This is a genomic window from Mycobacterium sp. IDUB_24, assembly GCF_055419385.1.
This window is the reverse complement of sequence record NZ_JBVAXO010000007.1, coordinates 409,502-432,267: the sequence shown is the minus strand read 5'-3', so window position 1 is coordinate 432,267 and position 22,766 is coordinate 409,502. Positions and strand designations below refer to the sequence as shown.

At 65.8% G+C, this 22,766-nt stretch carries 17 protein-coding genes; 4 read left to right on the top strand and 13 right to left on the bottom strand.

From position 1 onward, the window contains the following. Positions 1-30 precede the first annotated feature (30 nt). The 7 genes from ACZYZF_RS24745 to ACZYZF_RS24715 form a co-directional block, all read right to left on the bottom strand. Complete coding sequence (locus tag ACZYZF_RS24745; RefSeq protein ID WP_463746080.1) at positions 31-609, bottom strand: hypothetical protein; 579 nt, start codon at positions 607-609, stop codon at positions 31-33. A 247-nt stretch (positions 610-856) separates the two neighbouring features. Continuing rightward, complete coding sequence (locus tag ACZYZF_RS24740; RefSeq protein ID WP_463837090.1) at positions 857-2,464, bottom strand: hypothetical protein; 1,608 nt, start codon at positions 2,462-2,464, stop codon at positions 857-859. 737 nt (positions 2,465-3,201) lie between these two features. Next, positions 3,202-4,563: a hypothetical protein gene (locus ACZYZF_RS24735; protein ID WP_463837089.1), complete on the bottom strand. Its 1,362-nt coding sequence runs from the start codon at positions 4,561-4,563 to the stop codon at positions 3,202-3,204. 575 nt (positions 4,564-5,138) lie between these two features. Next, positions 5,139-5,804, bottom strand: a complete 666-nt coding sequence (locus ACZYZF_RS24730; protein WP_463746077.1) for a hypothetical protein — start codon at positions 5,802-5,804, stop codon at positions 5,139-5,141. A gap of 87 nt (positions 5,805-5,891) precedes the next feature. Further along, complete coding sequence (locus ACZYZF_RS24725; protein ID WP_463837088.1) at positions 5,892-6,029, bottom strand: hypothetical protein; 138 nt, start codon at positions 6,027-6,029, stop codon at positions 5,892-5,894. Between the two features lie 429 nt (positions 6,030-6,458). Continuing rightward, a complete protein-coding gene (locus tag ACZYZF_RS24720; protein ID WP_463837087.1) occupies positions 6,459-8,447 on the bottom strand; it encodes a vWA domain-containing protein in 1,989 nt (662 codons plus the stop codon). Then, entirely contained in the window at positions 8,440-9,822 is a 1,383-nt protein-coding gene (locus tag ACZYZF_RS24715; RefSeq protein ID WP_463746074.1) for a sigma 54-interacting transcriptional regulator, read from the bottom strand. The genes ACZYZF_RS24720 and ACZYZF_RS24715 overlap by 8 nt, the downstream gene beginning before the upstream one ends. A 125-nt stretch (positions 9,823-9,947) precedes the next feature. Between ACZYZF_RS24715 and ACZYZF_RS24710 the strand changes: the two genes are divergently transcribed. From ACZYZF_RS24710 to ACZYZF_RS24700, 3 genes are all read left to right on the top strand, one after another. Continuing rightward, positions 9,948-11,816, top strand: coding sequence for an LpqN/LpqT family lipoprotein (locus tag ACZYZF_RS24710; protein WP_463746073.1), 1,869 nt, complete (start codon positions 9,948-9,950; stop codon positions 11,814-11,816). A 36-nt stretch (positions 11,817-11,852) separates the two neighbouring features. After that, positions 11,853-12,866, top strand: coding sequence for an alpha/beta hydrolase (locus ACZYZF_RS24705; RefSeq protein WP_463837085.1), 1,014 nt, complete (start codon positions 11,853-11,855; stop codon positions 12,864-12,866). A gap of 314 nt (positions 12,867-13,180) precedes the next feature. Beyond that, positions 13,181-14,041, top strand: a complete 861-nt coding sequence (locus tag ACZYZF_RS24700) for a hypothetical protein (protein WP_463837084.1) — start codon at positions 13,181-13,183, stop codon at positions 14,039-14,041. Between the two features lie 149 nt (positions 14,042-14,190). On the opposite strand, the gene purH is transcribed toward ACZYZF_RS24700, so the two are convergent. The 5 genes from purH to sfnG form a co-directional block, all read right to left on the bottom strand. After that, a complete protein-coding gene (gene purH, locus ACZYZF_RS24695) occupies positions 14,191-15,753 on the bottom strand; it encodes a bifunctional phosphoribosylaminoimidazolecarboxamide formyltransferase/IMP cyclohydrolase (RefSeq protein ID WP_463837083.1) in 1,563 nt (520 codons plus the stop codon). Further along, positions 15,750-16,379: a phosphoribosylglycinamide formyltransferase gene (purN, locus tag ACZYZF_RS24690; protein WP_463746069.1), complete on the bottom strand. Its 630-nt coding sequence runs from the start codon at positions 16,377-16,379 to the stop codon at positions 15,750-15,752. Before purN ends, purH begins: the two co-directional genes overlap by 4 nt. 10 nt (positions 16,380-16,389) lie before the next feature. After that, positions 16,390-17,913, bottom strand: coding sequence for a cell division protein PerM (locus tag ACZYZF_RS24685; protein ID WP_463837081.1), 1,524 nt, complete (start codon positions 17,911-17,913; stop codon positions 16,390-16,392). Between the two features lie 60 nt (positions 17,914-17,973). After that, on the bottom strand, positions 17,974-18,810 hold the full coding sequence (locus ACZYZF_RS24680; RefSeq protein WP_463746067.1) for a DUF5336 domain-containing protein: 837 nt from the start codon (positions 18,808-18,810) through the stop codon (positions 17,974-17,976). A 134-nt stretch (positions 18,811-18,944) separates the two neighbouring features. Continuing rightward, positions 18,945-20,078 carry a dimethylsulfone monooxygenase SfnG gene (gene sfnG, locus ACZYZF_RS24675; RefSeq protein WP_463746066.1) on the bottom strand — a complete coding sequence of 378 codons (1,134 nt, stop codon included), beginning with the start codon at positions 20,076-20,078 and terminating at the stop codon, positions 18,945-18,947. Positions 20,079-20,208: 130 nt separating this feature from the next. Here sfnG and ACZYZF_RS24670 point away from each other — a divergent pair, with 130 nt between their 5' ends. Next, positions 20,209-21,057, top strand: a complete 849-nt coding sequence (locus tag ACZYZF_RS24670; RefSeq protein WP_463746065.1) for an LLM class F420-dependent oxidoreductase — start codon at positions 20,209-20,211, stop codon at positions 21,055-21,057. Positions 21,058-21,137: 80 nt separating this feature from the next. On the opposite strand, the gene ACZYZF_RS24665 is transcribed toward ACZYZF_RS24670, so the two are convergent. Beyond that, positions 21,138-22,664, bottom strand: a complete 1,527-nt coding sequence (locus ACZYZF_RS24665; RefSeq protein WP_463837079.1) for an acetyl-CoA acetyltransferase — start codon at positions 22,662-22,664, stop codon at positions 21,138-21,140. Between the last annotated feature and the right edge of the window lie 102 nt (positions 22,665-22,766).

Genomic DNA, 22,766 nt, shown 5'->3' with positions numbered 1-22,766 from the left:
AGGCCCGCCCGTCGTGTTATCCGGTGACTGTCAGCAGCTGGCTGCCTGTGCGCTCACCTTCATGCCGCCCGCCGCCACACAGTTGGACGGCTTGGCGGTGGAACCCGACTTGGCCGAGACGGTCGAGGTGTTGCCGCTGGCCAGCTTGGGCAGGACACCCGGCAGGTTCTTCTCGTCGGGAAGCGCGAGGCCCCGCGCCTGAAGATCGTCGTAGTAGTACTTGCCGGCGTTGACGTTCAGCTCGCCCTTGACGACGCCGTTGGTGCCGGGGTCAACCTTGCCCGTCTTGGGGTCGACGGCGCCCGTGCTCGTGGTCCCGTAATTCAGGTGGTAAACCTTGCCCAGATCGCTGTCATCGAGGGCCTTGTTGACCGGGGTCTTCTGGTTGAAGACCTGATCGCCGACCGCCTGCGTGACGCGGACGCCCGGGGCCGGGTTACCCAGATCGGGACGCCCCACGGCGTCGGCAGACGGGTTACCGGTGTTGGTGGGCACGGCGAGCGCCATCCCGGCCGGCCCAGTCATCGCCAGCGCACCGCCCGCGAGGATCCCACCTACCAAAGTCCGGCCCCGTACCGACCGCTCGGAGATCTTCCGATGTTTTGCCATGCCTGTAACCTCTCGTGATTGGCGTTGCGCCACAGCTGAATTGGAGCCACGCAGCTGAACATTGCCACTGGCCCGCCAGCGAACCTAAGGCACCGCGAGCAGGCGGGATAGGTACTGGCGACGTTGTTCATTTGCTGTTCGGCACACGATCATGAGAATTCACAGCGCGTACACAGGGCTGGCCGAAGAACGTGAAAACGCAACGGCCCCCTCCGTTTTGGAGGGGGCCGTTGTGTCGAGCCAGCTGCTACTTGTCGCTCTTCTTGTCTTTGTCGCCGGAGTCACCATTGGCGTTGGCGTGGGCGTTGGCGTTGCCGTCCTTGGCCTTCTCGTGCGAGTCCGCACCAGCCTTGGTCTTGGGCGTGGCCTTGAACGCCTTCTCCAGATTCTTCGTCGCGTTCTCGACGAACTTCTCGCCGGCCGACTTCTTGCGCTCGGTGGACTTGCGCTCGGGCTTGGCCACCAAGCTGTCGCGGACCAGCGAGCTGCCGGTGCCGGACTTGGTCTCGGCGCCGGTTCCGGATGTGCCCTTGGTCTCGGTGCCAGTGCCGGTGCCGGTGGCCGTGGTCGTGGCGGTCTCCGTCGAAGCCGCTGCCTCATCGGCGTCCACGGCCTCGATCTCGCGTTGCGGCAGCTTGATCTCCGGGAGCTTGACCTCGGGCAGCTTGAGCTCAGGAAGCTTGGGCGCCTTGACTTCTGGGGTCGCAGGGTTCGAAACCTCGACGACGGGCGTGACTGTCTCGGTGCCTCCCTCGGCGGTCTCGTCGACCGTGGTGTCCTCGGCCTTGAGGTCGAGCGTCTTGACGAGCTTGGACTCGGCGGGCGCTTCGAGCTTGTCCACAAGCTTCTTGAGAGGCGACTCGGCGTTCGTCGGCAGGCTGAGCAGCTTGCTGAGGTTCGGCAGTTTCGTGGACGTCACCGAATCCGGCTCGGCTTCCGTCTTGGCCGCGGTCTCCTCCTGCGCCGACAGGAGGCTGAAGGTGTCGCCCCCTTCAGATGGCGCCTCGGGAGTGAGCACCGCCCTCACGGTGTCGACGATGTAGGTGACGGCGGCGGTGATACCCGTGGCATCGCCGTACCCGAAGAAGAACGAGTTGCTGAGGTCCTGCGCGAAACTGCCATCGGGCAGGTTGTCGTTCAGAATGCTGCCGACGACCGTCGCGGCCCCGCCCCCGAAGAATTCGTCCACCCGCTTCGACAGCTGGAGACGTTGGGTCGGGTCGAATGCATCGACGATCGAGGCGGCGACCACTGAACCGAGATAGGCGAACTCGGTGGCGCCGGCCTCGAAGAAGATGTTGTCGAAGACGTCGAGCGGCAGGACGTTGTCGCTGAGGTAATAAGCCAGGCCGGTGAAACCGTCATGGCACATCGCGCCGGTGGCCGAGCAGTTGCCCGGGTCGTAGAAGTTCTCGTTGACCTTGTTGCCGGCCGCGTCGTAGAACTGGACGTTACCCATGTCGCCGACGGTTGCCGCGACAAGATGCCCGTCGACATCGCGATAGAGAGGCTTTCCATCCGGCCCGACCAGTGCGGTGTCTGGCGGAGTGTCCTCATCCGGATCTAGGAGATGAACCCCGTCCTCGCTGAGGACGTAGCCGGGGGTGGGGGCAGGAACATAGCCCTGGTAGTAGTACCCGCCGTAACCATCGAGGAAGGAACCCAAGGCTCCTTCCAGCGAAAGCGCCACCAGGCTGATCTGCGCGGCAGTCATGGTCCGGTGCGCAGGGGCTTCCGCGGTCGAGGCGGCAACCGTGATCTCGTCGCGGGGAACGAACAGCGCAGGAGTGCCGGCGACCAGCGCGCCTGCGCTGAGCAGGGCCACACCAGTGGTGACGAGTGGACGGACTGCCATGTGGGTGTGGCCCCTTATCTCAAGCGCGGGGACGGATTCCTGAGAATCCGTCCCGGTATGTGCGTACTACCTTAGAAGTCCTTGAGAAGGGTAATTCCCGTCACCACCTCCCGCAACCTCTCTCGACGCGGGACAGGAGCCGTCTGAGGCGCCGCCAGGGTGCGGCTTTTGCGGGACTACTCCGACAAATATTTCGATGCCGAACGCGAAATTCCCGACCGATTCACTGCCAGCTAATTTCGAATATCGTTGCCGCTGCACCCGCCCGGCATATAAGTGCGGGTTGGCAGCTATGGAATCCGTGGCGCGACCACCGGAGGTCCCAGTCCGGCACACTCGTCCACCCGTCCGGTCAGCACGGCACGGCCCCCGTGGCAGGACCACCCATATTCCTAGGTCAGTGCGCATGATGCCGGTTACGGCCGTCCCCGATCCGCCGCGCGTCGGCGCCGGGCCAACCCGCCGTCACGGCTCATTCCCGGGCGGCACGGGCCACGGCCGTCGGCGGTCCGAAAATCGCCGCCGAACGCCGGCGGCCTCCCGTCGTAAAAAGCAGCAGCGGCCGCCAATGATTAGGTCGGTATTTCCATGATTGGCAACAGCGCCGGAAAACGCCGGCCAGGGTCGGACTTACGCAAAAGTCAATAAGCCCAGGTCACAGGCGCGAGCGAACATTCTGACTGTCGTCAGAACCTGAGAAACAACTGAGAGTGCACTCAGTTTCCCCTGCCGCGCGGCTACTTGTCGCCGCCGCTGTCGCTTCCGTTGTCCTTGTCGGCGCCGGTGGCGTTCTTGACGGCCTCGTCCAGTTTCTTCAGGAACTTGCTGCCGTTGGACTCGCCCTTCGGCTTGCCGTCGCCGAAGAGGATGGGTGGCGTGACCTTGTTGCCGGTCCTGGTGTCGACGCCCGCCTTCGTATCGTCTTCCGTCGCGGGTTCTTTGTCCTTGACCGTGCTCTTGGGCGTGATGTCGGGCGCCTTCAGCTCCGGCATCTTGAACTCGGGAATCTTCAGATCAGGCACCTTGAACTCGGGGCCCTTGGGGGGTTCGAACTTCGGAGCTTCCGGCATCGGAATCTCACCGCCCAGCGGGATGGCTCCGATGCCGCCCTCGACCGGGCTGTCCGGCCCCTTCACCACGTCCTGTTCGGTGGCGTCAAGATCTGCGACGACTTTGGTCTCATCTGCGGCGGGAGCCTTCAACGGCAATTGCATCAGGTTCTTCAGCGGCGACTCGAACTTCTTCGTCGACAAGTTCAACAGCGATCCCGGTCCGGGCACCGTGGTGGAGCTCAGGCTGGTGTCCTTCTTGGCCAGCAGCATGGTGTCGCTGTTGCTCTCTTCCTCCGTCGAGAACAAGGAAGGGCCGGAGTCGAGCGGGTTGATCAGATTCGGCGTGGGAGTCGAAGTGCCCTGAGCGATGGCATCGACCACGTAGGTGAACGCTGCGTAGATTCCGGAATTGTCGCCATACCCGAAGAAGAACGAGTTGGTCAGACCGTAGGCGTAGCCGTCCTGGGGCAGGTTGTCGAGCAGCAGATTGCCGACGAGTTGCGTTGCGCCGCCTTCGAAGAAGTCGTCGACCCGCTTGGTCAGATCGAGCCGGCCGGTCGGATCGACCGAGTCGATGGCCGAAGCGACCGTACGGATGGCCACGTGTGCGAGTTCGGTGAAGCCACCCTCGAAGAAGATGTTGTCCACGTCGCCCAACGGCAGGATGTTGTCACTGAGGTAATACGCGAGCCCGGTGAAGCCCTTCTGGCACACCGCTCCATCAGCGGTGCAGTCCCCGGGTGCATCGACCATCACCGGGTTCCCATCCGCGTCGGTTACGATTTCGCCGGTGACCGGATCGATCTCGGGAACCTGGCCCGGGGTGTAGATACCGCCGTAGCCCTGGGTGAACGACTGCCACACGCCCTGCAGCGACAGCGCAAGCAGATCGACCTGCTCCTGCGTCAGCCGGGTCGGGGTCAGGGCCGAGGTCGGCGCGGCGACGGTGATCTGGTCACGAGGAACGAACAACGCCGGAGTCGCGGCGACGATGGCGCCGGCGCTGAGCAGTGCGGCACCAGTGGTGATGAGCGGACGTACAGCCATGCGGTGGACCCCTTGACTAGAGGACGAAACGGCCGTTCCCAGAATCCGCACCTGTGCCAGCGGCAACTTAGAAACTGCTGAGAATGCTAAGGGTCGGCCCACCCTCCTGCAACCGATAACGCAGGAAATTCATTTAACAATCCTGCTACCGCGATCCCCAATCAAGATCGACAGATTGTCATCTAATTGGGTGATACCGCCACCCAGTGGGTTGACGCATATATCTAGCCGGACGTCCGCCGTCCGGCACGGCGCCGCACCTCTCCGCCAACCACTCATTCCGCAGTTCAGAGCAACATCCTCACCCTGAGGACACGTAGACGGTCGACCACCGGCAGCCCATTTGATTGCCAATGCAATGAATTAAATTCGCCACTTCAGAACAGAAGAGGTAATTGTTGCGGTACGCAACAGTTGCATGGCCGAAGCATGGCCATGCCTCGCGGGCGGCCCGGCTTATTGCCAATGCAATGAAAGCAGTGCCGCAGTCAGATTCCGGGTAATTTGCGTCGGTGTTACGGCATTGTTCCGGGCAGGGTATTTCCTCGGCCGCGTTGAAGAGCCGTCGCCGCGATTCAGCGCGGCATCGCGATCCGCAAACCCGCCAGCATCACCTGCGCGTCGGCCATGAAGGTGGGATTGTTGGGCGCCGTGCTCTGCGCCAACGCCACGATGTTCCAGACCTTCGCCCCGAGCGGCACCATCACCGACACGGAGGTCACGTAGCTCGTCTTGCTGATCTTGTCATCGGGCGGGGTCGTGTAGTTGACCATCAACGCCGGGAAACCACAGATCTCGGACGGCACCTGGGTGATGTTCTCCGCACCGATGGATTGAAAGCCCTTGATGGTCTCATTCAGCAGGTCCTCGGGCGACCGGTTCCCGTCCGTCGCATCTCCGATCGACACCGAGATGGCCGGATTCGTCACACCGTCGGTGAGGGATTCATTGCGCAGCACCAATTTGACTGGGCCCTTGGCGAACTCAGGCACCGGCACCCAGCCCGGCGGTTGCGCGACTCGTACCCGCGGCTCGTCGGGTCCGGTCCCCGGAACTTCGATCCAGGCATCCGAGTGCAACTGCTCGCAGGTTTGGGCCTTGTAACCGGGCGCTCCCGACGACGCCCCTCCAGGTGGTTCGAACCCGGCGGTCGCGGTGCCGTCGGTCAGCTGCGTGCAGCCGCTGAGAGCCAGCCCGGCCGCCAACACGACCACACCCGCAACGCGCTTCTCGACCCCCATCGCTCCCAGAGACTACGCGAGCCCTCTGCACGCCGAGCGCGACGCAGGGGTCGGTTAGCTGCGTCGTCAGCGACGTTTGCGTCACTTTCAACGTGGTTGCCAGCCCCGGGCGAGCAGCGCGGTGCGGGCCTCGCCCACAATCTCGGCAGCGCGGTCTTCCTTGATGACGTGAAGAACGTGCCAGCCGAGCCTTCGCAGCGTCCGGTTGACCACCACGTCGAGCACGTACTGCCTGCGGTTCTTGAGGCGTGCAAGGTTTCCCGTCGTACGACCAGCCCGGGTTGTCGCCGTGTTGCCGTGATGAGCTCGATCGGAGCGTCGTCACCGACCCATTTCGCCCCGTACACCGCCGAAGCGGCCACTCCGGTGACCACCGCATTGGGTGCCGCGAGGTGTGCACCGAGAATGCGATCTCGAAGCGATGGCTCATGACGCCGCGGAACGTAAATTCCGCTGTAGATCTGCCGATACCGCGAGCGCAGCTGGCCTTTGGTCAGATGGCCCGCCGCGACGACATCGGCACCAACGAACGGAATCTGCATGTGTACTTGGACGCAGCCGCAGTCGGTGTGGCTCCCCACGGCGTCGAAAGTGACGCAAATGTCGTCAACAGCATCGCCGAACGACGTTTGCGTCGCACTCGGCGCTAGACAGCTAGCGCCGACGCGAGTGCAGGTAGTCGCCGACGACGGCGGCACCCAGTCCGTCGAGATCGGGCACCACCACGCGGCCCTGCACGCGGCGGGCCACCTGGTCGATGAACCGGGCCAGGCCGGGATCAGAGCCGAGCCGGAAGATCGTCACCTGGGCGCCGAGCCTGGCCACCTCGTCAAACCCCCGAACCGTGTGGGCGATGGTGCGCGGGTGTGGCGGGTAGTCGAAAAACACTTCAGATCCGGCCCCGTCCCCGAAATCCTCGAGGTGCGCGGTGGGCTCGCCATCGGTCACCACGAGCACGACCGGTTGGGCATTGGGATGACGACGCAGATGCCGCGACGCCAGCGCCAGCGCATGGTGCAGGTTGGTGCCCTGCTCGTACACGCCCTCCAAGCCAGTCAACTCGCCGGCGGTCACGGTGCGCGCGTAGCGGCCAAAGGCGATGATCTGCAACTCATCTGAGCGGAACCGGGTGCTCACGAGGTGGTTCAGCGCCAGCGCCGTGCGCTTCATCGGCAGCCAGCGGTTCTCCATCACCATGGAGAAGCTGGTGTCCACCAAGAGCGCCACGCAAGCCTGGGTGCGGGTCTCGGTCTCGGAGATCTCCACGTCCTCGACGGCGAACCGGATGGGCCGCTCGGCGGTGCCGGTACCGGCCTGACGCAGCACCGCGTTGGTCACCGTGCGGGTGACGTTCCACGGCTCGGTGTCGCCGAACTGCCAGGGCCGGGTCGCCCCGGTCAACTCCCCCGCCGCACCGGCCCGACGCGTGTCCCGCTCGCCGTGCCGACCCGAAAGCTGTTGCGCCACATCACGCAACGCGGTCTGGCCGAGCTGACGCATGGCTTTGGGCGAAAGCCGCCACTGTCCGTCGGAGCCCCGGTCGATGAAGCCCTGATTCACCAGGGCCTTCTCCAACTCGGACAGGGTGCGGGCATCGACTGCCGCGTCCTCTCCGAGCTGACGCGCCAGCGCCTCAAGATCGACGTCGTCCATCGACGCCCCGGAATAGCTCTGCGACAACGCGTCGGCCAGCTGCTCCAACTCGCCGATGTCCGACAGCGCCTGGGCGCCCTCGCCCATGCCCAGCGGGTCGCCGCCCGAGAACCGCTCAGAACCGCTCCAGTCCTCGCCCGGCCGGGCGGCCTGCAGGTGCCCGTCGAGCCGGTTCAGCGCGTCCATCAACGACGGCGAACCAAAAGCCTGCTGCGCCAGGGAGTCCAGCTCGGCCCGCTGCTCGGCCGACAGGCTGTTGCGGAACCGCTGCGCGGCCGCGGCCCGCTTGGCCAACGAGTCCAGCAGCTCGTCGATGTTCTGCGGGTCTTCCGGGAAGAACTCCCCGTGCTTGTCCATGAATTCTTGGAAGTCCTCGGGCGAGTCATTCCCCTGGGCGTGCTTGTCCAGCAGAGCGTTGAGGTCATCGAGCATGTCGTTGACCCGCTGCCGGTCCTCGTCGGTGGCGTTCTCCAACGCCTCCTTCATGCCGGCGAAACGCTGATCCAGCATCTCGCGCCCCAGCAGATCCTTGATCTGCTCGTACTTCTCCCGCGCCTCGGGGCTGCGCCAGTCGTAATCGGCGAGCTCCTGCACGGCCTTGGCCGGTGACGGCGAGAGCGCCTCCATCTGCAGTTCGCCGAACCGCGCGTCGTCGTCGAGGGCGCGGGCCAGCTCCTTGCGCTCGGCGAGCACGGCCTCGTCGAGCAGCTTCTTGATCTCCTGCAACGTGCCGTCAAGGTTGTGCCGCTGCAACAACTCCCGCCGTTTGCGGTTGGCCTCGGCTGCCAGCCGGTCGGTGCCACGCATGCCCTCGGTGCCGCGCCGCATCAGCTCCGAGAGGGCGCGGCGGGGTGAGCTGCCCTCCATGACGCTCTGACCGATCTGCTCCAGAGCGTCGCGCAGATCGATCGGCGGTGCCAACGGGTCAGGGCCACCGGTGTATCGCGAATACCGCGAGGTGTGGCCGTGAACGCGGCCAGGATCAGCCATATACCGTCTCGCCCTCCCCGGACACCTTGTCCACACGCTTGGCCAGATACAGCGCCTCCAACGCCAATTCGACCGCAGCGGCCCGCTCACCGATCGATACCGCACCCACCCGGGATGCCAGTGCGTCGACGACAGCCAGATCGGGTAGCGCGGCCAGGACATCCTTGGCCGACACCCGCTCACCCGTGGTCACCGGCGAGCCCTCCTCGACCGCGGCCACCAACGGGGCGACGTCGATTCCGCCCAGCAGCCGCTGAGCAGTGTCGGCGGTGGCGCGGCGCAGCAGATGCTCCAGCACCGCCTGCTCACGCCCCTCCTCACCGCTCTCGAACTCCAACTTGCCGCGCAGGACATCGATCACGGTCGCCAGATCGACCACCCGGGCCACCGGATCGTCCTCGCCGAGAATGGCGGAACGGTGCCGCGCCGAGGCCGCCACCGTCTCGGCGGCAGCGATCGCGAACCGGGCCGACACACCGGACCGCTGGTCGATCGAGCTCGATTCGCGCAGATTGCGGGCGAACCGGGCCAGCACAGCGATCAGGTACTCCGGGACCTCGGCGGCCAACTGAGCCTCCTGGCGGATCACCCCGACCTCGTCGTCGATCTCCAACGGGTAGTGCGTGCGGATCTCGGCACCGAACCGGTCCTTGAGCGGGGTGATGATCCGGCCGCGGTTCGTGTAGTCCTCGGGATTCGCGCTCGCGACGACGAGAACGTCGAGCGGCAGCCGCAACGTGTAGCCGCGGACCTGAATGTCGCGCTCCTCCATCACGTTGAGCATCGACACCTGAATCCGCTCGGCCAGGTCCGGCAGCTCGTTGACAGCCACGATGCCGCGATGGGCCCGCGGAATCAGCCCGTAGGCGATCGTTTCCGGGTCACCCAGGCTGCGGCCCTCGGCCACCTTGATCGGATCGATGTCGCCGACGAGATCGGCCACGCTGGTGTCCGGGGTGGCCAGCTTCTCCGTATACCGCTCACTGCGGTGGCGCCACTCGATCGGCAGATCGTCGCCGGAATCGGAGGCCCGGCGGATCGACTCCGGCGTGATCGGGCTGTATGGATGCTCACCCAGCTCAGACCCGGCGATCACCGGCGTCCACTCGTCGAGCAGCCCCGTCAACGCACGCAGCAGCCGCGTCTTGCCCTGGCCGCGTTCCCCGAGCAGCACCACGTCGTGGCCCGCGATCAAAGCCCGCTCCAGCTGCGGGATCACGGTGTCCTGGAAACCGAGAATCCCAGCCCAGGCATCGCGGCGGTCGGCGAGTGCGGACAGCAGATTCTCCCGAATTTCGGCTTTTACGCCCCGCTCGCGATGGCCGGAAGCGCGCAGCTCACCGACAGTACGAGGCAGATCCTTGGGTTGGCTCACCACTCCACGCTACGACTGAACCCGCCCGCGCACATCGCCACCCGGCAGAACTGGCGCCCGGCACGCGCGAGCCACTCCCCCGGCATAGTCGTTGCCCGAGCGTCGCTACCGGTAGTCTGCGCTCCATGCCGTTGGCTAGCGGTCAGGAATTCGCAGGGTTCACCATCGTTCGGTTGGTGGGCACTGGAGGCATGGGCGAGGTCTATTTGGCGTCCCACCCGCGGTTACCCCGCGAGGACGCTCTCAAAGTGCTGCCCATCAGCGTCAGCTCGGACAACGAATTCCGGCAGCGGTTCATCCGCGAGGCTGACATGGCGGCCACGCTGTGGCACCCACACATCGTCGGCGTGCATGACCGCGGCGAGTTCGAGGACCGGTTGTGGATCTCGATGGACTTCGTCGACGGGCACGATGCCGCCCGGCTTCTGCACGACCAGTACCCGAAGGGCATGCCGGCCGAAGACGTCATCGAGGTCGTCACCGCCGTCGGCGACGCACTGGACTATGCGCACCAGCGCAAGCTGCTGCACCGCGATGTCAAACCCGCCAACATCCTGCTCACCAGCAAACAGGGTTCCAAGCGTCGCATCATGCTGACCGACTTCGGCATCGCCCGCCGCGCCGACGAGGTCAACGGGCTCACCTCGACCAACATCACCGTGGGCTCGATGTCCTACACCGCACCCGAGCAGCTGATGGGGCAGCCGCTCGACGGCCGGGCCGACCAGTACTCGTTGGCCGCCACCGCCTACCGTCTGTTCACCGGCACCCCGCCGTTCGCCCACAGCAACCCGGCGGTGGTGATCAGCCACCACCTCAACTCGCCGCCGCCCAAGCTCGCCGACACGAAACCTGAACTGGCCGTGTTCGATTCGGTGATGGCCAAGGCGCTGTCCAAGGACGCCAAGGACCGCTACGACACGTGCCACGACTTCGCGGTCGCGCTGGCCGAGGCGGCCACCGGAACCACTCCCGAGGTGCGCACCCCGGTCCGGGCCCACGAGCCCGCGCCGCCCACCACCCCGCTGATCATCCCGAAACCGGTGAACCCGCCGCCGACGCCGCTCTCGCCGTCGAACCCGCGGCAGGCACCCCCGTCGGAACCACCGGTGTTCACCTCGTCGTGGGCAGGTAACGAGACCTCCTCCCGCAAACCCGTGGCGGGCAACACGCCGGTCGGCATGCAGGGCCTCGCCGGGCCGTCGGGGCCCCCCGGACCGGTTGGGCCGCCGCAGACCAACTTCGGGCCACCCCCGCTGCCGCACACCCCGATTCCGAAGAAGCAGAACAACCGGCGCAACCTCATCCTGGCGGCGGCCGCGATCGCCGGGGTGATCCTGCTCGTCGGCGGCATCGCCTTCGCAGTCGGCTCGGGAGGCGACGAAAACAACAACGCCGGCGGCGAGACCACGTCGGCGGTCGCCACCGATACATCCGGCGAGACGACCACGACCTCACCCAAGCCAGCCGGACACGCCTTCACCATCGCCGACTACATCAAGAAGAGCGGCATCGTCGAAACGCCGGTTCATCGCGGCGATCCGGGCGCGCCGGTGTTCAATTGGCCGATTCCGCCCGGATGGATCGACGCCGGCACCCGCACCCCGGCGTGGGCCTACTCGGCGATGGTCAACGACCCGACCAACCCGCCGGATCCTCCGTCGGTCATCTCGTTGATCTCCAAGCTGACCGGTGACGTCGATCCCAACAAGCTGCTTGAGTACGCTCCCAACGAATTGCAGAACCTGGCGGACTACCAGCCGAACGGTGACGTGACCCGCGGGGAGATCAGCGGGTTCCCCTCGGTCCACCTGGCCGGCTCCTATGCCAAGGGCGAACAGCGCCGCGCAATCACCCAGACCACCATCGTGATCCAGGGACCCGGCGCCGTGTACGTGCTGCAGATCAACGCCGACGCGCTGGATCGCGACAAGGGGGCGCTGACCGACATCAACAAGGCGATCGAGGCCCAGGCCACCGTCGCCCTGCCCTGAGCCGAGCGCTTTCAGGTACCCGGTACCCTGGGTATCGTGAATTCGCTCGATTGGCGTAGCCGGCCGGCCACCGTGCACTTCGGCCCCGCATCCCTGCAGTCCAGAGCACTAGGCTGGACCACCGCGATCTTCGTCCGTCCATTGCTGGGTCTGCTGACCCTGATCGGAATGGGCATCAACCGCGTCGCCCCTGCACTGCTGCAGCGCGCACATCTCGACGTCATCGACCGGCCCCTGCGGTTCATCAAGCCGCTGCCCGGCACCGAGGTGACACCAGTGGCGCTGCCGAACTGCCCGGCCGAATGGGTGACCGCCCCCGAAGCCCGCGACTCCGATCGGGTGATCGTCTATCTGCACGGCTCGGCACTGGTGACCCTCGGCCTGAACTCGCACCGCCGCTTCGTGTCGAAGCTGTCCGCCGCTACCGGGGCACGTGTCCTCAACGTCGGCTACCGGCTGGCCCCACAGGCCGACTTCGAGGCCGCGGTGACCGACGGGCTTGACGGCTACCGCCTGGCGCTGTCGCTCGGGTTCACGCCCGATCGGATTGTCCTGGCCGGTGATTCGGCCGGCGGGCTGTTCGCCGCAGACACCGCGATCGCCGCACGCGATGCCGGGCTGCCGGTGCCCGCCGGACAGGTGTTGCTCTCACCGCTCACCTCGTCCGACATGGATCTGAAATACCGTGCACTGCAAGAACATCGCGATGTGATGTTCCCGTTCATGACGGTGAAGTTCATCTACGACGTCTTCGCCACGGTCAACGGCACCCGCCCTACACCGGTGATGCCACCCGAAGCAGACCTGCACGGGCTCGGCCCGTTCCTGCTGCAGGTCGGCACCCACGAGATGCTGCTCAACGACACGTTCGTGCTGGCCGACAAGCTTCAGGCCAGCGGTGTTCCGGTATGGGTTCAGGTGTGGGACAGGGCAATGCACATGTTCCAGCTCAGCTTCGACATCAACCCCGATGCCCGTCACGCGGTCGAGGAGATCACGTCGTTCATCACGTACGCGACCGCCGAGGCCGAGGATGAGGTGAGCGCTTAGGGGCTCTGCGTGCCCTTGGCGGGCGTGCGCGCCTGCACCTCTGCGGTGGGCTCGCCTGCGCCTCTGCGCCGTTTTCTACCCCTGGGCTGTCGATCGCGTGGTTTAGCGACCCCTGGGTGGAAAACGGTGAGCCGCCGCGGCCGGCATGCTCGCCGCTTTCCACGTGGGGGCTGTGACGGCCGCACCGTAACGACCCTGGGGTAGAAAACGGCGTTGCGCCGCTTGATCCACAGCGCATGGTTCATCCCCAATCCCAGCAGGGGTACACGTGAGCGCCGTCAATCCGTCAGTCGCGATGCCGATCGTCGGGGTCCATGAGCATCCCAATCATCGGTTCAGAAGCGCTCGCAGCGGGAAGCCTCACCCGGGGCCAATTGCGATGGCGATACGCCTCGGCGCATCCACGCGTCTACCTCGTGAGGGAGGCCGTCCGAACCATGCAGGCCAACACCATGGCCGCGTGGCTGTGGACTGGTCGTCGCGGGATCATCGCCGGCCGGGCCGCCGCAGCTCTGCACGGCGCACAGTGGATCGACGACGATGCCCCGGTGGAATTGATCACCGAGCACGGGCGTCGTCGGCCCGGCATCATCGTGCGCGAGGAACGCATCAGGCCCGACGAGATTTGCCGGATCGGCGATTTCGCTGTCACCTCGCCGCTGCGGACAGCACTCGATCTGGCGCGTTTCCTTCCCCGCGACGAGGCGGTGGCACATCTGGATGCGCTGGCCATCGCGACGGGTATCGAAGCCGGACAGGTGCTCGAACTGGCTGCTCGGTATCGCGGGCTCCGTGGAATCCGGAGTGCTCGAACAGCACTCGACCTGATGGATCCGGGCGGGCAATCTCCGAAGGAGACGTGGCTGCGGCTGCTTCTCATCGATGCAGGTTTCCGACGCCCGCGCACGCAGATCCGGGTGAGCGACGGTTTCAACGAGGCGTTCATCGACATGGGTTACGACGACGTCAAGGTGGGCCTGGACTACGAAGGGAAACACCACGCCACGGATCGGCCGCGCTATGTGCACGACATCGGCCGCAACGAGCTCATCGAACGCGAGGGCTGGATTGACATCCGCGTCGTCGCCGAACACAGCAGGGCATTCATCCTGCACCGGGTCCGTGAGGCATTTGCCCGGCGTGGTGCTTCACCGTTTTCCACCTCTGGGTCGTGATCGTGAACTCGCCACAACCCAGGCGTGGAAAGCGACGCGGGCACACTCGGCAATGGTGCGCCGTTTTCTACCTGGGGGTCGCCAACCCACGCGATGCACAGCCCAGGTGTAGAAAACGGCGAACCAAAGCGAAGAAACGGCACCGCCGACTAGTGCGCGAAATGCCTTGCGCCGGTGAGGTACAGCGTGATGCCCGCGGCCTCGGCGGCTGCGGTCACCTCGGCGTCACGCACCGACCCGCCCGGGTGCACGATGGCCTTGACGCCGGCGTTCGTCAGCGTCTCCAAGCCGTCGGGGAACGGGAAGAACGCATCGGAGGCACCGACCGAACCGGGCACGCGGTCGCCGGCACGCTGCACGGCCAGCCCCGCCGCATCGACGCGATTCACCTGTCCCATACCGACACCCACGGTGGCGCCGTCCTTGGCGACCACGATCGCGTTGGACTTCACCGCGCGGCAGGCCCGCCAGGCGAACACCAGATCGCTCAGGGTCTGCGGGTCGGCCGGCTCACCGGTGGCCAGCGTCCAGTTGGCCGGATCGTCGCCCTCGGCGTCGAGCGCATCGCGCTGCTGCAGCAGCACCCCGCCACTGATCTGGCGCAGCTCGATACCACCGATCAACGGCTCGGACGCCACCAGGATCCGGATGTTCTTCTTGCGCGCCAGGATTTCCACCGCTCCGGCCTCGTATGCCGGGGCGATGATGACCTCAGTGAAGATGTCGGCGACCGTCTCGGCCATCTCGACACTGACCTCGGTGTTGGAGGCGATCACGCCACCGAACGCGCTCAGCGGATCGCACTCGTGCGCCTTGCGGTGCGCATCGGCCACCGACTCCGAGGAGATCGCGATGCCACACGGGTTGGCGTGCTTGATGATCGCCACGCAGATCTCTTCGTGGTCGAATGCCGCCCGCCACGCCGCGTCGGCGTCGGTGTAGTTGTTGTAGGACATCTCCTTGCCGTGCAACTGCTCCGCTTGGGCCAGCCCCGGCCACGCGGAGTCGTCGCGGTACACCGCGGCCTGCTGATGCGGGTTCTCGCCGTAGCGCAGCACCGCATTGCGCTGCCAGGTGCCGGCGAACCAGGCCGGCAGCGGCTGCTTGGGCTCTTCGGGCGCCAGGGTGGAACCCATCCAGCTCGCGACCGCGACGTCGTACTCGGCCGTATGCCGGAACGCCAACGACGCCAGCTTCTTCCGCTCATCGAGGGTGAATCCACCGGCCCGGACCGCGGCCAGCACACCGTCATAGCCCAGCGGATCCACCACCACGGCCACACTCGGATGGTTCTTGGCGGCCGCACGCACCATCGACGGCCCGCCGATATCGATCTGCTCGACACACTCGTCCACCGATGCGCCGGACTCCACAGTCTCGGAGAACGGGTAGAGGTTCACCACCACGAGTTCGAACGCCTCGACGTTGAGTTCCTGCAGCGCCGCAACATGTTCGGGCTTGCGGGTATCGGCCAGCAGGCCGGCATGGACGCGCGGGTGCAAGGTCTTCACCCGACCGTCGAGCACCTCGGGGAAACCCGTCACCTCTTCCACCGGCGTAACCGGAACATCGGCGGCAGCAATGGTTTTGGCGGTCGACCCAGTGGAGACGATGGCCACGCCCGCCTCGTGCAGACCGCGGGCCAGATCAGCCAGGCCGGTCTTGTCATAGACACTGATCAGCGCTCGCCGGATCGGTTTCTTCTCGCTCACCCTATGGTCGCCTTTCGTCCAGTCCAGGTCACGCCGCGGATTGCCAGCGCGGCCAACACATCCACGAGCAGTCGACGTTCGACCACCTTGATGCGCTCATGCAAAGTCTCTTCAGTGTCATCATCGAGCACCTCGACGGCCTGCTGGGCCAGAATCGGCCCGGTATCCATCCCGGAGTCCACGAGATGCACCGTGCAGCCCGTCACCCGCACCCCGTACGCCAGCGCCTCGGGCACCGCATGCGCGCCGGGAAAAGCGGGCAGTAACGCCGGATGCGTGTTGACGACGCGACCGGGGAAACAGGAAAGGAACTGGCCGCCGAGAATTTTCATGAACCCGGCCGAGACCACCAGGTCGGGTTGGTGTTCGGCAGTTGCCGCGGTGAGCGCGGCATCCCAGGCGTCGCGGTCCGGGTAGTCGCCCAGCCGGACGGTGTAGGACGGCAATCCTGCCCCTGCCGCGATGTCCATCGCGGCACACTTCCGGTCGGTTCCGACCGCGACAACTCGCGCCGGGTAGTCGTCGGCGGCGGCGGCCAGTAGCGAGGCGAGCAACGACCCGGTCCCCGAAGCCAGCACTACCAGCCGTGCCGGTGCACTCGGAGGCACTTGTAGCGGTTGCTGCACGCGCAGCAGCCTAGTCGCCCGCGCGGCGCGGCTGATCGCCGGTCGCTGGGTCGCCGGGGATGTCGTCGACGATGAAGTGGTCCTCGGGATCGTCATCGAGGTCTTCATGGTGCCGGGGGCGAGGTTCGTAGACGGTTTCCTGCACTTCTTCGTATTCGACGTACCTGTCGACGTACTCGACGGGCTCGACGGGCTCGTCGACCGCCGGCTCCTCGGCTGCGGGCTCCTCGGCTGCGGGCTCCTCGGCCGACCAGGACACCAGAGGTTCGTCGGGTTCGAGCTCGGGCTCGGCGTCTGGTTCGTCGTACTCGATGTCGCCCTCGTCGACGGGCACGTCGTCAACCTCGGGCTCGGGTACAGGTACGGGCTCGGGCCGCGGGGCCACCGGCCGTGGCTTGCGCGTCAGGCCGCCCGACATCGCCACCGTCAGCCCGCCGATCCCGACGAACCACAGGAACACCGCGGGCGCAAACGTCGCCTGGTCCACCCCGACGGAACCGAAATTGCCCAGCCGTCCGCCACCGGCGAACCCGGCCAGTGCCATCGTCACCGCGGCCAGCGTCGAGGCCACCAGCAACTTCCCGGTGGCCGGCCCGATCGGAAGCGGGCGTCGTGCACACTGCTGACCCACCGCCACTGCCGAGGCCGCCCCCACGATCAGGAGTGCCACCCAGATCGGGCCCAGCGGCGGAGTGGGTACTGCGGCGAGAACCGGCACGGCGGGGATGTCGCCGCCGAACACGGTGAACGAACTGAACGCGGCCAACCCGACATGGGCACTGGATCCGACCGCGATGGCCGAGGCCCCCACGATCACGTTGGGGATATAGAGGATCGACAACAGAGTCAAGCTGAGCTGGCCGAACAGACTGTCGGTTATCGCGAACAGATCGTGCATCGTGCCCCAATGCACCACCAGGGACACGGCCGTCACCGCACCGGAAAGCCCGAACAGCGCGAGCACACCGGCGGTGGCGGCCCGAAAAGCGTCTGGCAGCCAATCCGGCAATGGCGTGGCGGCCCGTGACGTGGTCAGCATTCGCCGGCCCACCTTGGAACCGACGCCGATCAGTGCCCCGATCACATGCACGACCAGCACGCTGCAGAACGCACGCAGTGCACTGGGGGTCTGCAGTTCGCTGATCACCGAGGCTGCGTCGTGAATGACGGCCAACAGGACGGCTGCGATCAGGATGGGTCCGCCGAGCGCCGAGGCGACGACCCAGCGCGTGACGAACCAGGAAGAATTCGGGGCGGTGGCCGCGGCTGTCGTGCGGGCGGTGCCCCAGATCATCGCCATCACCGGCAGCAGCGGCATCACGCCCAGCTCGCGGCCGCCGATCGATACCGGCACCTGGTGCACGCCCAGCCACATGCTGGCGATCGCACCGAACGCGCCCGTCATGTCGCTGTTGGCGATCAGCAGTTGCAACAACACAACCGCCGCGATGATCACCAGTGCGACGGCGGACGGCCCGAACGCGACCCGGAGCAACTCACGTGCCTGGCGGGTGCCGACTGGCCGGTTACTCACTTGGTGGGCTGCTCCTCGCAATGATCGGCGCGTGCGCGGGAAGCGCACGCGCCGATCAGCTTACGACGGCGCAGGGCCAGATTGCTGTGAAGGCGGCTGCTGTGCCGGGCCGGCAGAGGGCGCCGAAGAGCCCGACTGCTGCGGCTGGCCATAGGTGGGGTAGCCGGTCGGAGGCGTCGGCGGGCCGCTCGGCTGCTGACCCTGCGGGGGCTGAACCGGGAAACCACCGGTGTTCTGCCCACCGGAGTAGCCGCCGTACTGCGACGGGTAGCCGGGCTGCTGCGGCTGAGCCTGCTGGTAGGACTGGCCACCGTGCTGCGGCTGGTGCTGCTGACCGTAGTACTGCGACGGGCCACCGTACTGGCCGTACTGCGGCTGCTGATCGAACTGCGGCTTGGGGGCCGGAGGCGTGATGATTCCCGCTTCGAACAGCAGCGCTGCGATCGCGGCGCCGGCCTGGATCAGGGTGAGGACCAGCATGGCGTACAGCGCCCAATCCGATTCGCCACCAGGCGCGGCCAGCACGACCGGGATCGAGAGCAGGAACGCGACGGTGGACAGCACAACAGCCGCGGTGACGCGGGTCTTCTGCTTGGGCAGCACGCTCACTCCGGCCACGAGCGCGCCGGCCAACGCCAGCGGTACGACCCAGGTGCCGACCACGATCGTGATGTCGAGGGCAAAGCTGACGAAGTAGGTGAGCAGACCGGCAACGGCCACCACGGCCAGCAGGATCTCGGGCAGCTTGTTCTCGCCGGGCGCCGCAGCGGCCGAGCCGGCCGACGGGGCTGACGGAGCCGGAGCGGGAACCGCCTTGGCGAACTGCTGGGTCGCATCGAACTGCGAACCCGATTGCGGGGCCGGCGGGTATCCGGGATTACTGGGCGGGTAGGTCATGACCTCTCCTGTGCTATCGAGCTTCGCGACGTGTGTTCACGCAGGCATGAATACCGACCACGTGAGCGATTCGAGCTTCCACGCTAGCGCACCCGGCCGGGAGCCGGGCGCGCGTGCGTGGTGTCAGAGCGGTCTCAAGCCGATACCAGGACCGGTGTGTCGGCGGAATCTGTTTCGGCTGCCTCGATTTCGCGGACCAGCGGCAGCACGTTGGCGCCGAAATACTCGATTTCCTCTTGGAAATGCAGGAATCCGCCGAGGATCAGATCCACGCCACGTTTGCGGTAGTCGGCGATGCGTTCGGCGATCTGCTCGGGTGTGCCGATCAACCCGGTGCGGAAGCCGTCGTTGTACTGGACCAGATCCTCGAAACTGGAATCGGCCCACATGCCCTTCTTGTCCCCGGTGGAGTTGCCGGCCTGCTGCACCGCGCTACGGAAGCCTTCGACGGCCGGCTTGTTGGCCTTCGCGACGATCTCCCTGAGTGTGTCCTTTGCCTCTTTTTCTGTGTCCCGGGCGATGATGAAGCCGTTCAGCCCGACCTTCACCTCACGGCCTGCGCCACGAGCATGGTCGCGTACCTCGACAAGCTGTTCGGTGAGGCCGTCGAAGTCTTTGCCGTTGGAGAAGTACCAGTCCGCGTAGAGGCCGCCGTTGCGCCGGGCCGCGGTGGAGTTGCCGCCCTGGAACAACTCGGGGTTGGGACGCTCGGGAGTGTTGAGCGGCTTGGGTTTGAGCGTGAAATCGTGGATGCGGTAGAAGTCGCCGCGGAATTCCACAGGGTCGTCGTTCGTCCAAATAGCGCGGAGTACCTGGAGAAATTCTGCGCTTCGCCGATAGCGCTCGTCGTGCTCGAGCCACGGCTCGCCCAGATGGGTGAACTCGTCTTTGAACCAGCCCGAGACGACGTTGACGGCGAAGCGGCCATTGCTGAGATGGTCGGCGGTGGCGCCCAGCTTGGCCAGCACCGCCGGTTGCCACAGCCCCGGATGGACAGCGGCGATCACTTTGAGCCTCTGCGTCGCCAGCAACAGGGCGAGACTGAAGCTGGTGGACTCGTGCTGGTACTCCGCGCCGTAGCTGGCCTCATAGCGAACCTGCGACAGGGCGTACTCGAAGCCATTGTTCTCCGCGGTCTGCGCGAGCTTCTTGTTGTATTCGAAGTTCCAGTCGGTGCGCTGCTCGATATCGCTGGTGACCAGGCCGCCGCTGACATTAGGCACCCAGTAGGCGAATTTGACGTGGTCGGCGATGCGTTCAGTCGTCATGCGGGTGATCCCAGCAAACCCAGAGGCGGGCGTCGCGGGTATCGCTCGCGATGAAGTTTTCTTCGGTCCGACCCACCTAACGAGACGGACCGTCTTGCTACTGGGACTGAAACACGTTCTAATTCTGGTCATGGACTACGGGCTTGTTCTCTTCACCAGTGACCGCGGCATCGCCCCGGCCAAGGCCGCCAAACTCGCCGACGATCACGGCTTCACGACGTTCTACGTCCCCGAGCACACCCACATCCCGATCAAGCGCGAGGCCGCCCACCCCACCACGGGTGACGAGTCTCTGCCCGACGACCGCTATATGCGCACCCTCGATCCGTGGGTGTCGCTGGGCACCGCGTGCGCAGTGACCTCGCGGGTGCGGCTGTCGACGGCCGTCGCCCTGCCCGTCGAGCATGACCCGATCACCCTGGCCAAATCCATCGCCACCCTGGATCACCTGTCCGGCGGGCGGGTGAGCCTCGGCGTCGGATTTGGTTGGAACACCGACGAACTCGCCGATCACAAGGTTCCCCCAGGCCGCCGTCGCACCATGCTGCGCGAGTACCTGGAAGCCATGCGGGCGCTGTGGACCGAGGAAGAAGCCTCGTACGACGGCGAATTCGTGAATTTCGGGCCGTCCTGGGCCTGGCCCAAGCCCGTGCAGCCGCACATCCCGATTCTGGTGGGCGCGGCCGGCAACGAGAAGAACTTCAAGTGGATCGCCAAGTCGGCCGACGGCTGGATCACCACGCCTCGCGACTTCAACATCGACGAGCCGGTCAAGCTGTTGCAGGACACCTGGGCCGCCGCGGGGCGCGACGGTGCCCCGCAGATCGTGGCGCTGGACTTCAAGCCGGACCCTGAGAAGCTCGCGCACTGGCGCGAACTGGGCGTCACCGAGGTGCTGTTCGGGCTGCCCGACAAGTCCGAGGCCGAGGTGTCGGCCTATGTGGAGCGGCTCGCGGGCAAGCTGGCTTCGCTCGTCTAGTTCTTCGCGCGAGCAGACGCAAAACTGCCCTTTTTCCATGGAAATTGGGCAGTTTTGCGTCTGCTCGGCAGGAGCCTGGGCTACGCCAGCGTGGCGGTGTTCCGCTTCTCGCTTGATTTCACGACGATCGACGCGCCCAGTGGCTCACCGTCGGTCAGCAACGCCACCAGAGCCTCGTCCGTCGTCGTCGCCAGGAAGCGACTGCCGTCGGAGTCCAGGCGCCCGATGATGATGCCGGTGCGCGGTGTCCAGTCATAGCGCACCGTGTAAGTCTCTATTGACGCTGAGCCGTCGGCCTTTTCGGTGATGGCGACACGCTCCTGCGTGTTGAACTCCTCCTGCAGAGCGGCACAGCCGTCGGCCACCCAATCGGCAGGCTCAGTGGAATAGATGCCGACCGAGTACTTGCTCGCGATCCCGCCGTTGCCGCCGACGAGGGCGAATCGCCCTGGCTTGTCACGCATTTCACTGACAGCCTCGGCAATGCCGTGCATGGAGTAGTTGTTGCCCGGGCCACCGAAGAAGGGTAGGCCGCCCGTGAGCGTCAGGCCCCGCTCGTCGTCGGGCGCCAAACCGGTGCCGTCGCAGATGTTGAACACCGGGAACGGGAAGCAGCTGTACAGATCAAAGGCCGCGATGTCGTCAAGGCTGATGCCGGCGATCCGCAGCGCCTCGTTCACCGCGATCACCGCAGCATCGCTGTAACCGAGTTCGGTGCGCTCGAGCAGCTTGATTTCCTTCATGTCGGCGTGCCCGCGCAGGTACACCCACTTCTCCTCGGGCACACCGAGTTTCCGTGCGGCCTCCACTGACATCAGCAACACCGCAGCGCCCTGGTTGACCTGATCGCGAGCCACCATCATGCGCGGGTACGGGTCACAGATCATCCGGTTGCTCTCGGTGACGGTGGCCAGCTCCTCCACCGAGCGCTCCACCGGAGACGACGAATATGGGTTCTTGGCAGCCACTTTCGAGAAGGGGGCGAACAGCTCGGCCATCGCCTGCCGATAGTCGGCCACCGACAGTCCGAGCCGGGCCCGTCGCGCATTCTCCAGGAGGCCGTACTGCACCGGGGCGCCGATCAGCCCATGCTTGACCGTGTACTCGTCGAAGATGCCGTCGTAACCGAAGCCGCGGTCCTCCAGCTGGCCGCCGACGGTCTCGGAGTGGTCCGGCTTGTCGTCGCGCTTGGAGAAGTGACGCAGCGTGGAGGTGTTCTCCGAGCCGAACAGCATCACCACGTCTGCCTCGCCTGCGGCGATGGCAGCAGAGAACTCGGTGACCAGATGCTGCGGGCTCTGGCCGCCGATCACCTCGAGGATGGCGCGGGCCGGCTCAGCACCGACGTTGCGTGCCACCGAGCGCGGATAGTTGTTGGAGATGCCCAGGGATGGCGTCTGCGGGCCGGAGATCTCGAACTGCCGAGTACCCGCCACGGTGTCGATTGACTGCGCCACGGCAGCAGCGTCAGCCCCGCAATCGTGCAAGGCCGCCTTGGCAGCCTCGGTGGCCAGCTCGACCGAGGACATACCGCGGTAGCCATCCAGATCGATGCGCTCGGTGAACTGTCCGACGCCGACGATGACGGGGGTGCGCGGATCGACCATGACAATCTCCTTGACGGGTGTTAATTCGCGAGGCTAACCGATTCATGTTTGGAGAGTGAAATCGGTGCCCATCTGCCCTTATCAGGGGCATTAGGGTGGACG

Coding starts and splice junctions, on each gene's coding strand:
- ACZYZF_RS24745 (WP_463746080.1), bottom strand. CDS start 609: ATGGCAAAACATCGGAAGATCTCCGAGCGGTCGGTACGGGGCCGGACT.
- ACZYZF_RS24740 (WP_463837090.1), bottom strand. CDS start 2,464: ATGGCAGTCCGTCCACTCGTCACCACTGGTGTGGCCCTGCTCAGCGCA.
- ACZYZF_RS24735 (WP_463837089.1), bottom strand. CDS start 4,563: ATGGCTGTACGTCCGCTCATCACCACTGGTGCCGCACTGCTCAGCGCC.
- ACZYZF_RS24730 (WP_463746077.1), bottom strand. CDS start 5,804: ATGGGGGTCGAGAAGCGCGTTGCGGGTGTGGTCGTGTTGGCGGCCGGG.
- ACZYZF_RS24720 (WP_463837087.1), bottom strand. CDS start 8,447: ATGGCTGATCCTGGCCGCGTTCACGGCCACACCTCGCGGTATTCGCGA.
- ACZYZF_RS24710 (WP_463746073.1), top strand. CDS start 9,948: ATGCCGTTGGCTAGCGGTCAGGAATTCGCAGGGTTCACCATCGTTCGG.
- ACZYZF_RS24700 (WP_463837084.1), top strand. CDS start 13,181: ATGAGCATCCCAATCATCGGTTCAGAAGCGCTCGCAGCGGGAAGCCTC.
- ACZYZF_RS24680 (WP_463746067.1), bottom strand. CDS start 18,810: ATGACCTACCCGCCCAGTAATCCCGGATACCCGCCGGCCCCGCAATCG.
- sfnG (WP_463746066.1), bottom strand. CDS start 20,078: ATGACGACTGAACGCATCGCCGACCACGTCAAATTCGCCTACTGGGTG.
- ACZYZF_RS24670 (WP_463746065.1), top strand. CDS start 20,209: ATGGACTACGGGCTTGTTCTCTTCACCAGTGACCGCGGCATCGCCCCG.
- ACZYZF_RS24665 (WP_463837079.1), bottom strand. CDS start 22,664: ATGGTCGATCCGCGCACCCCCGTCATCGTCGGCGTCGGACAGTTCACC.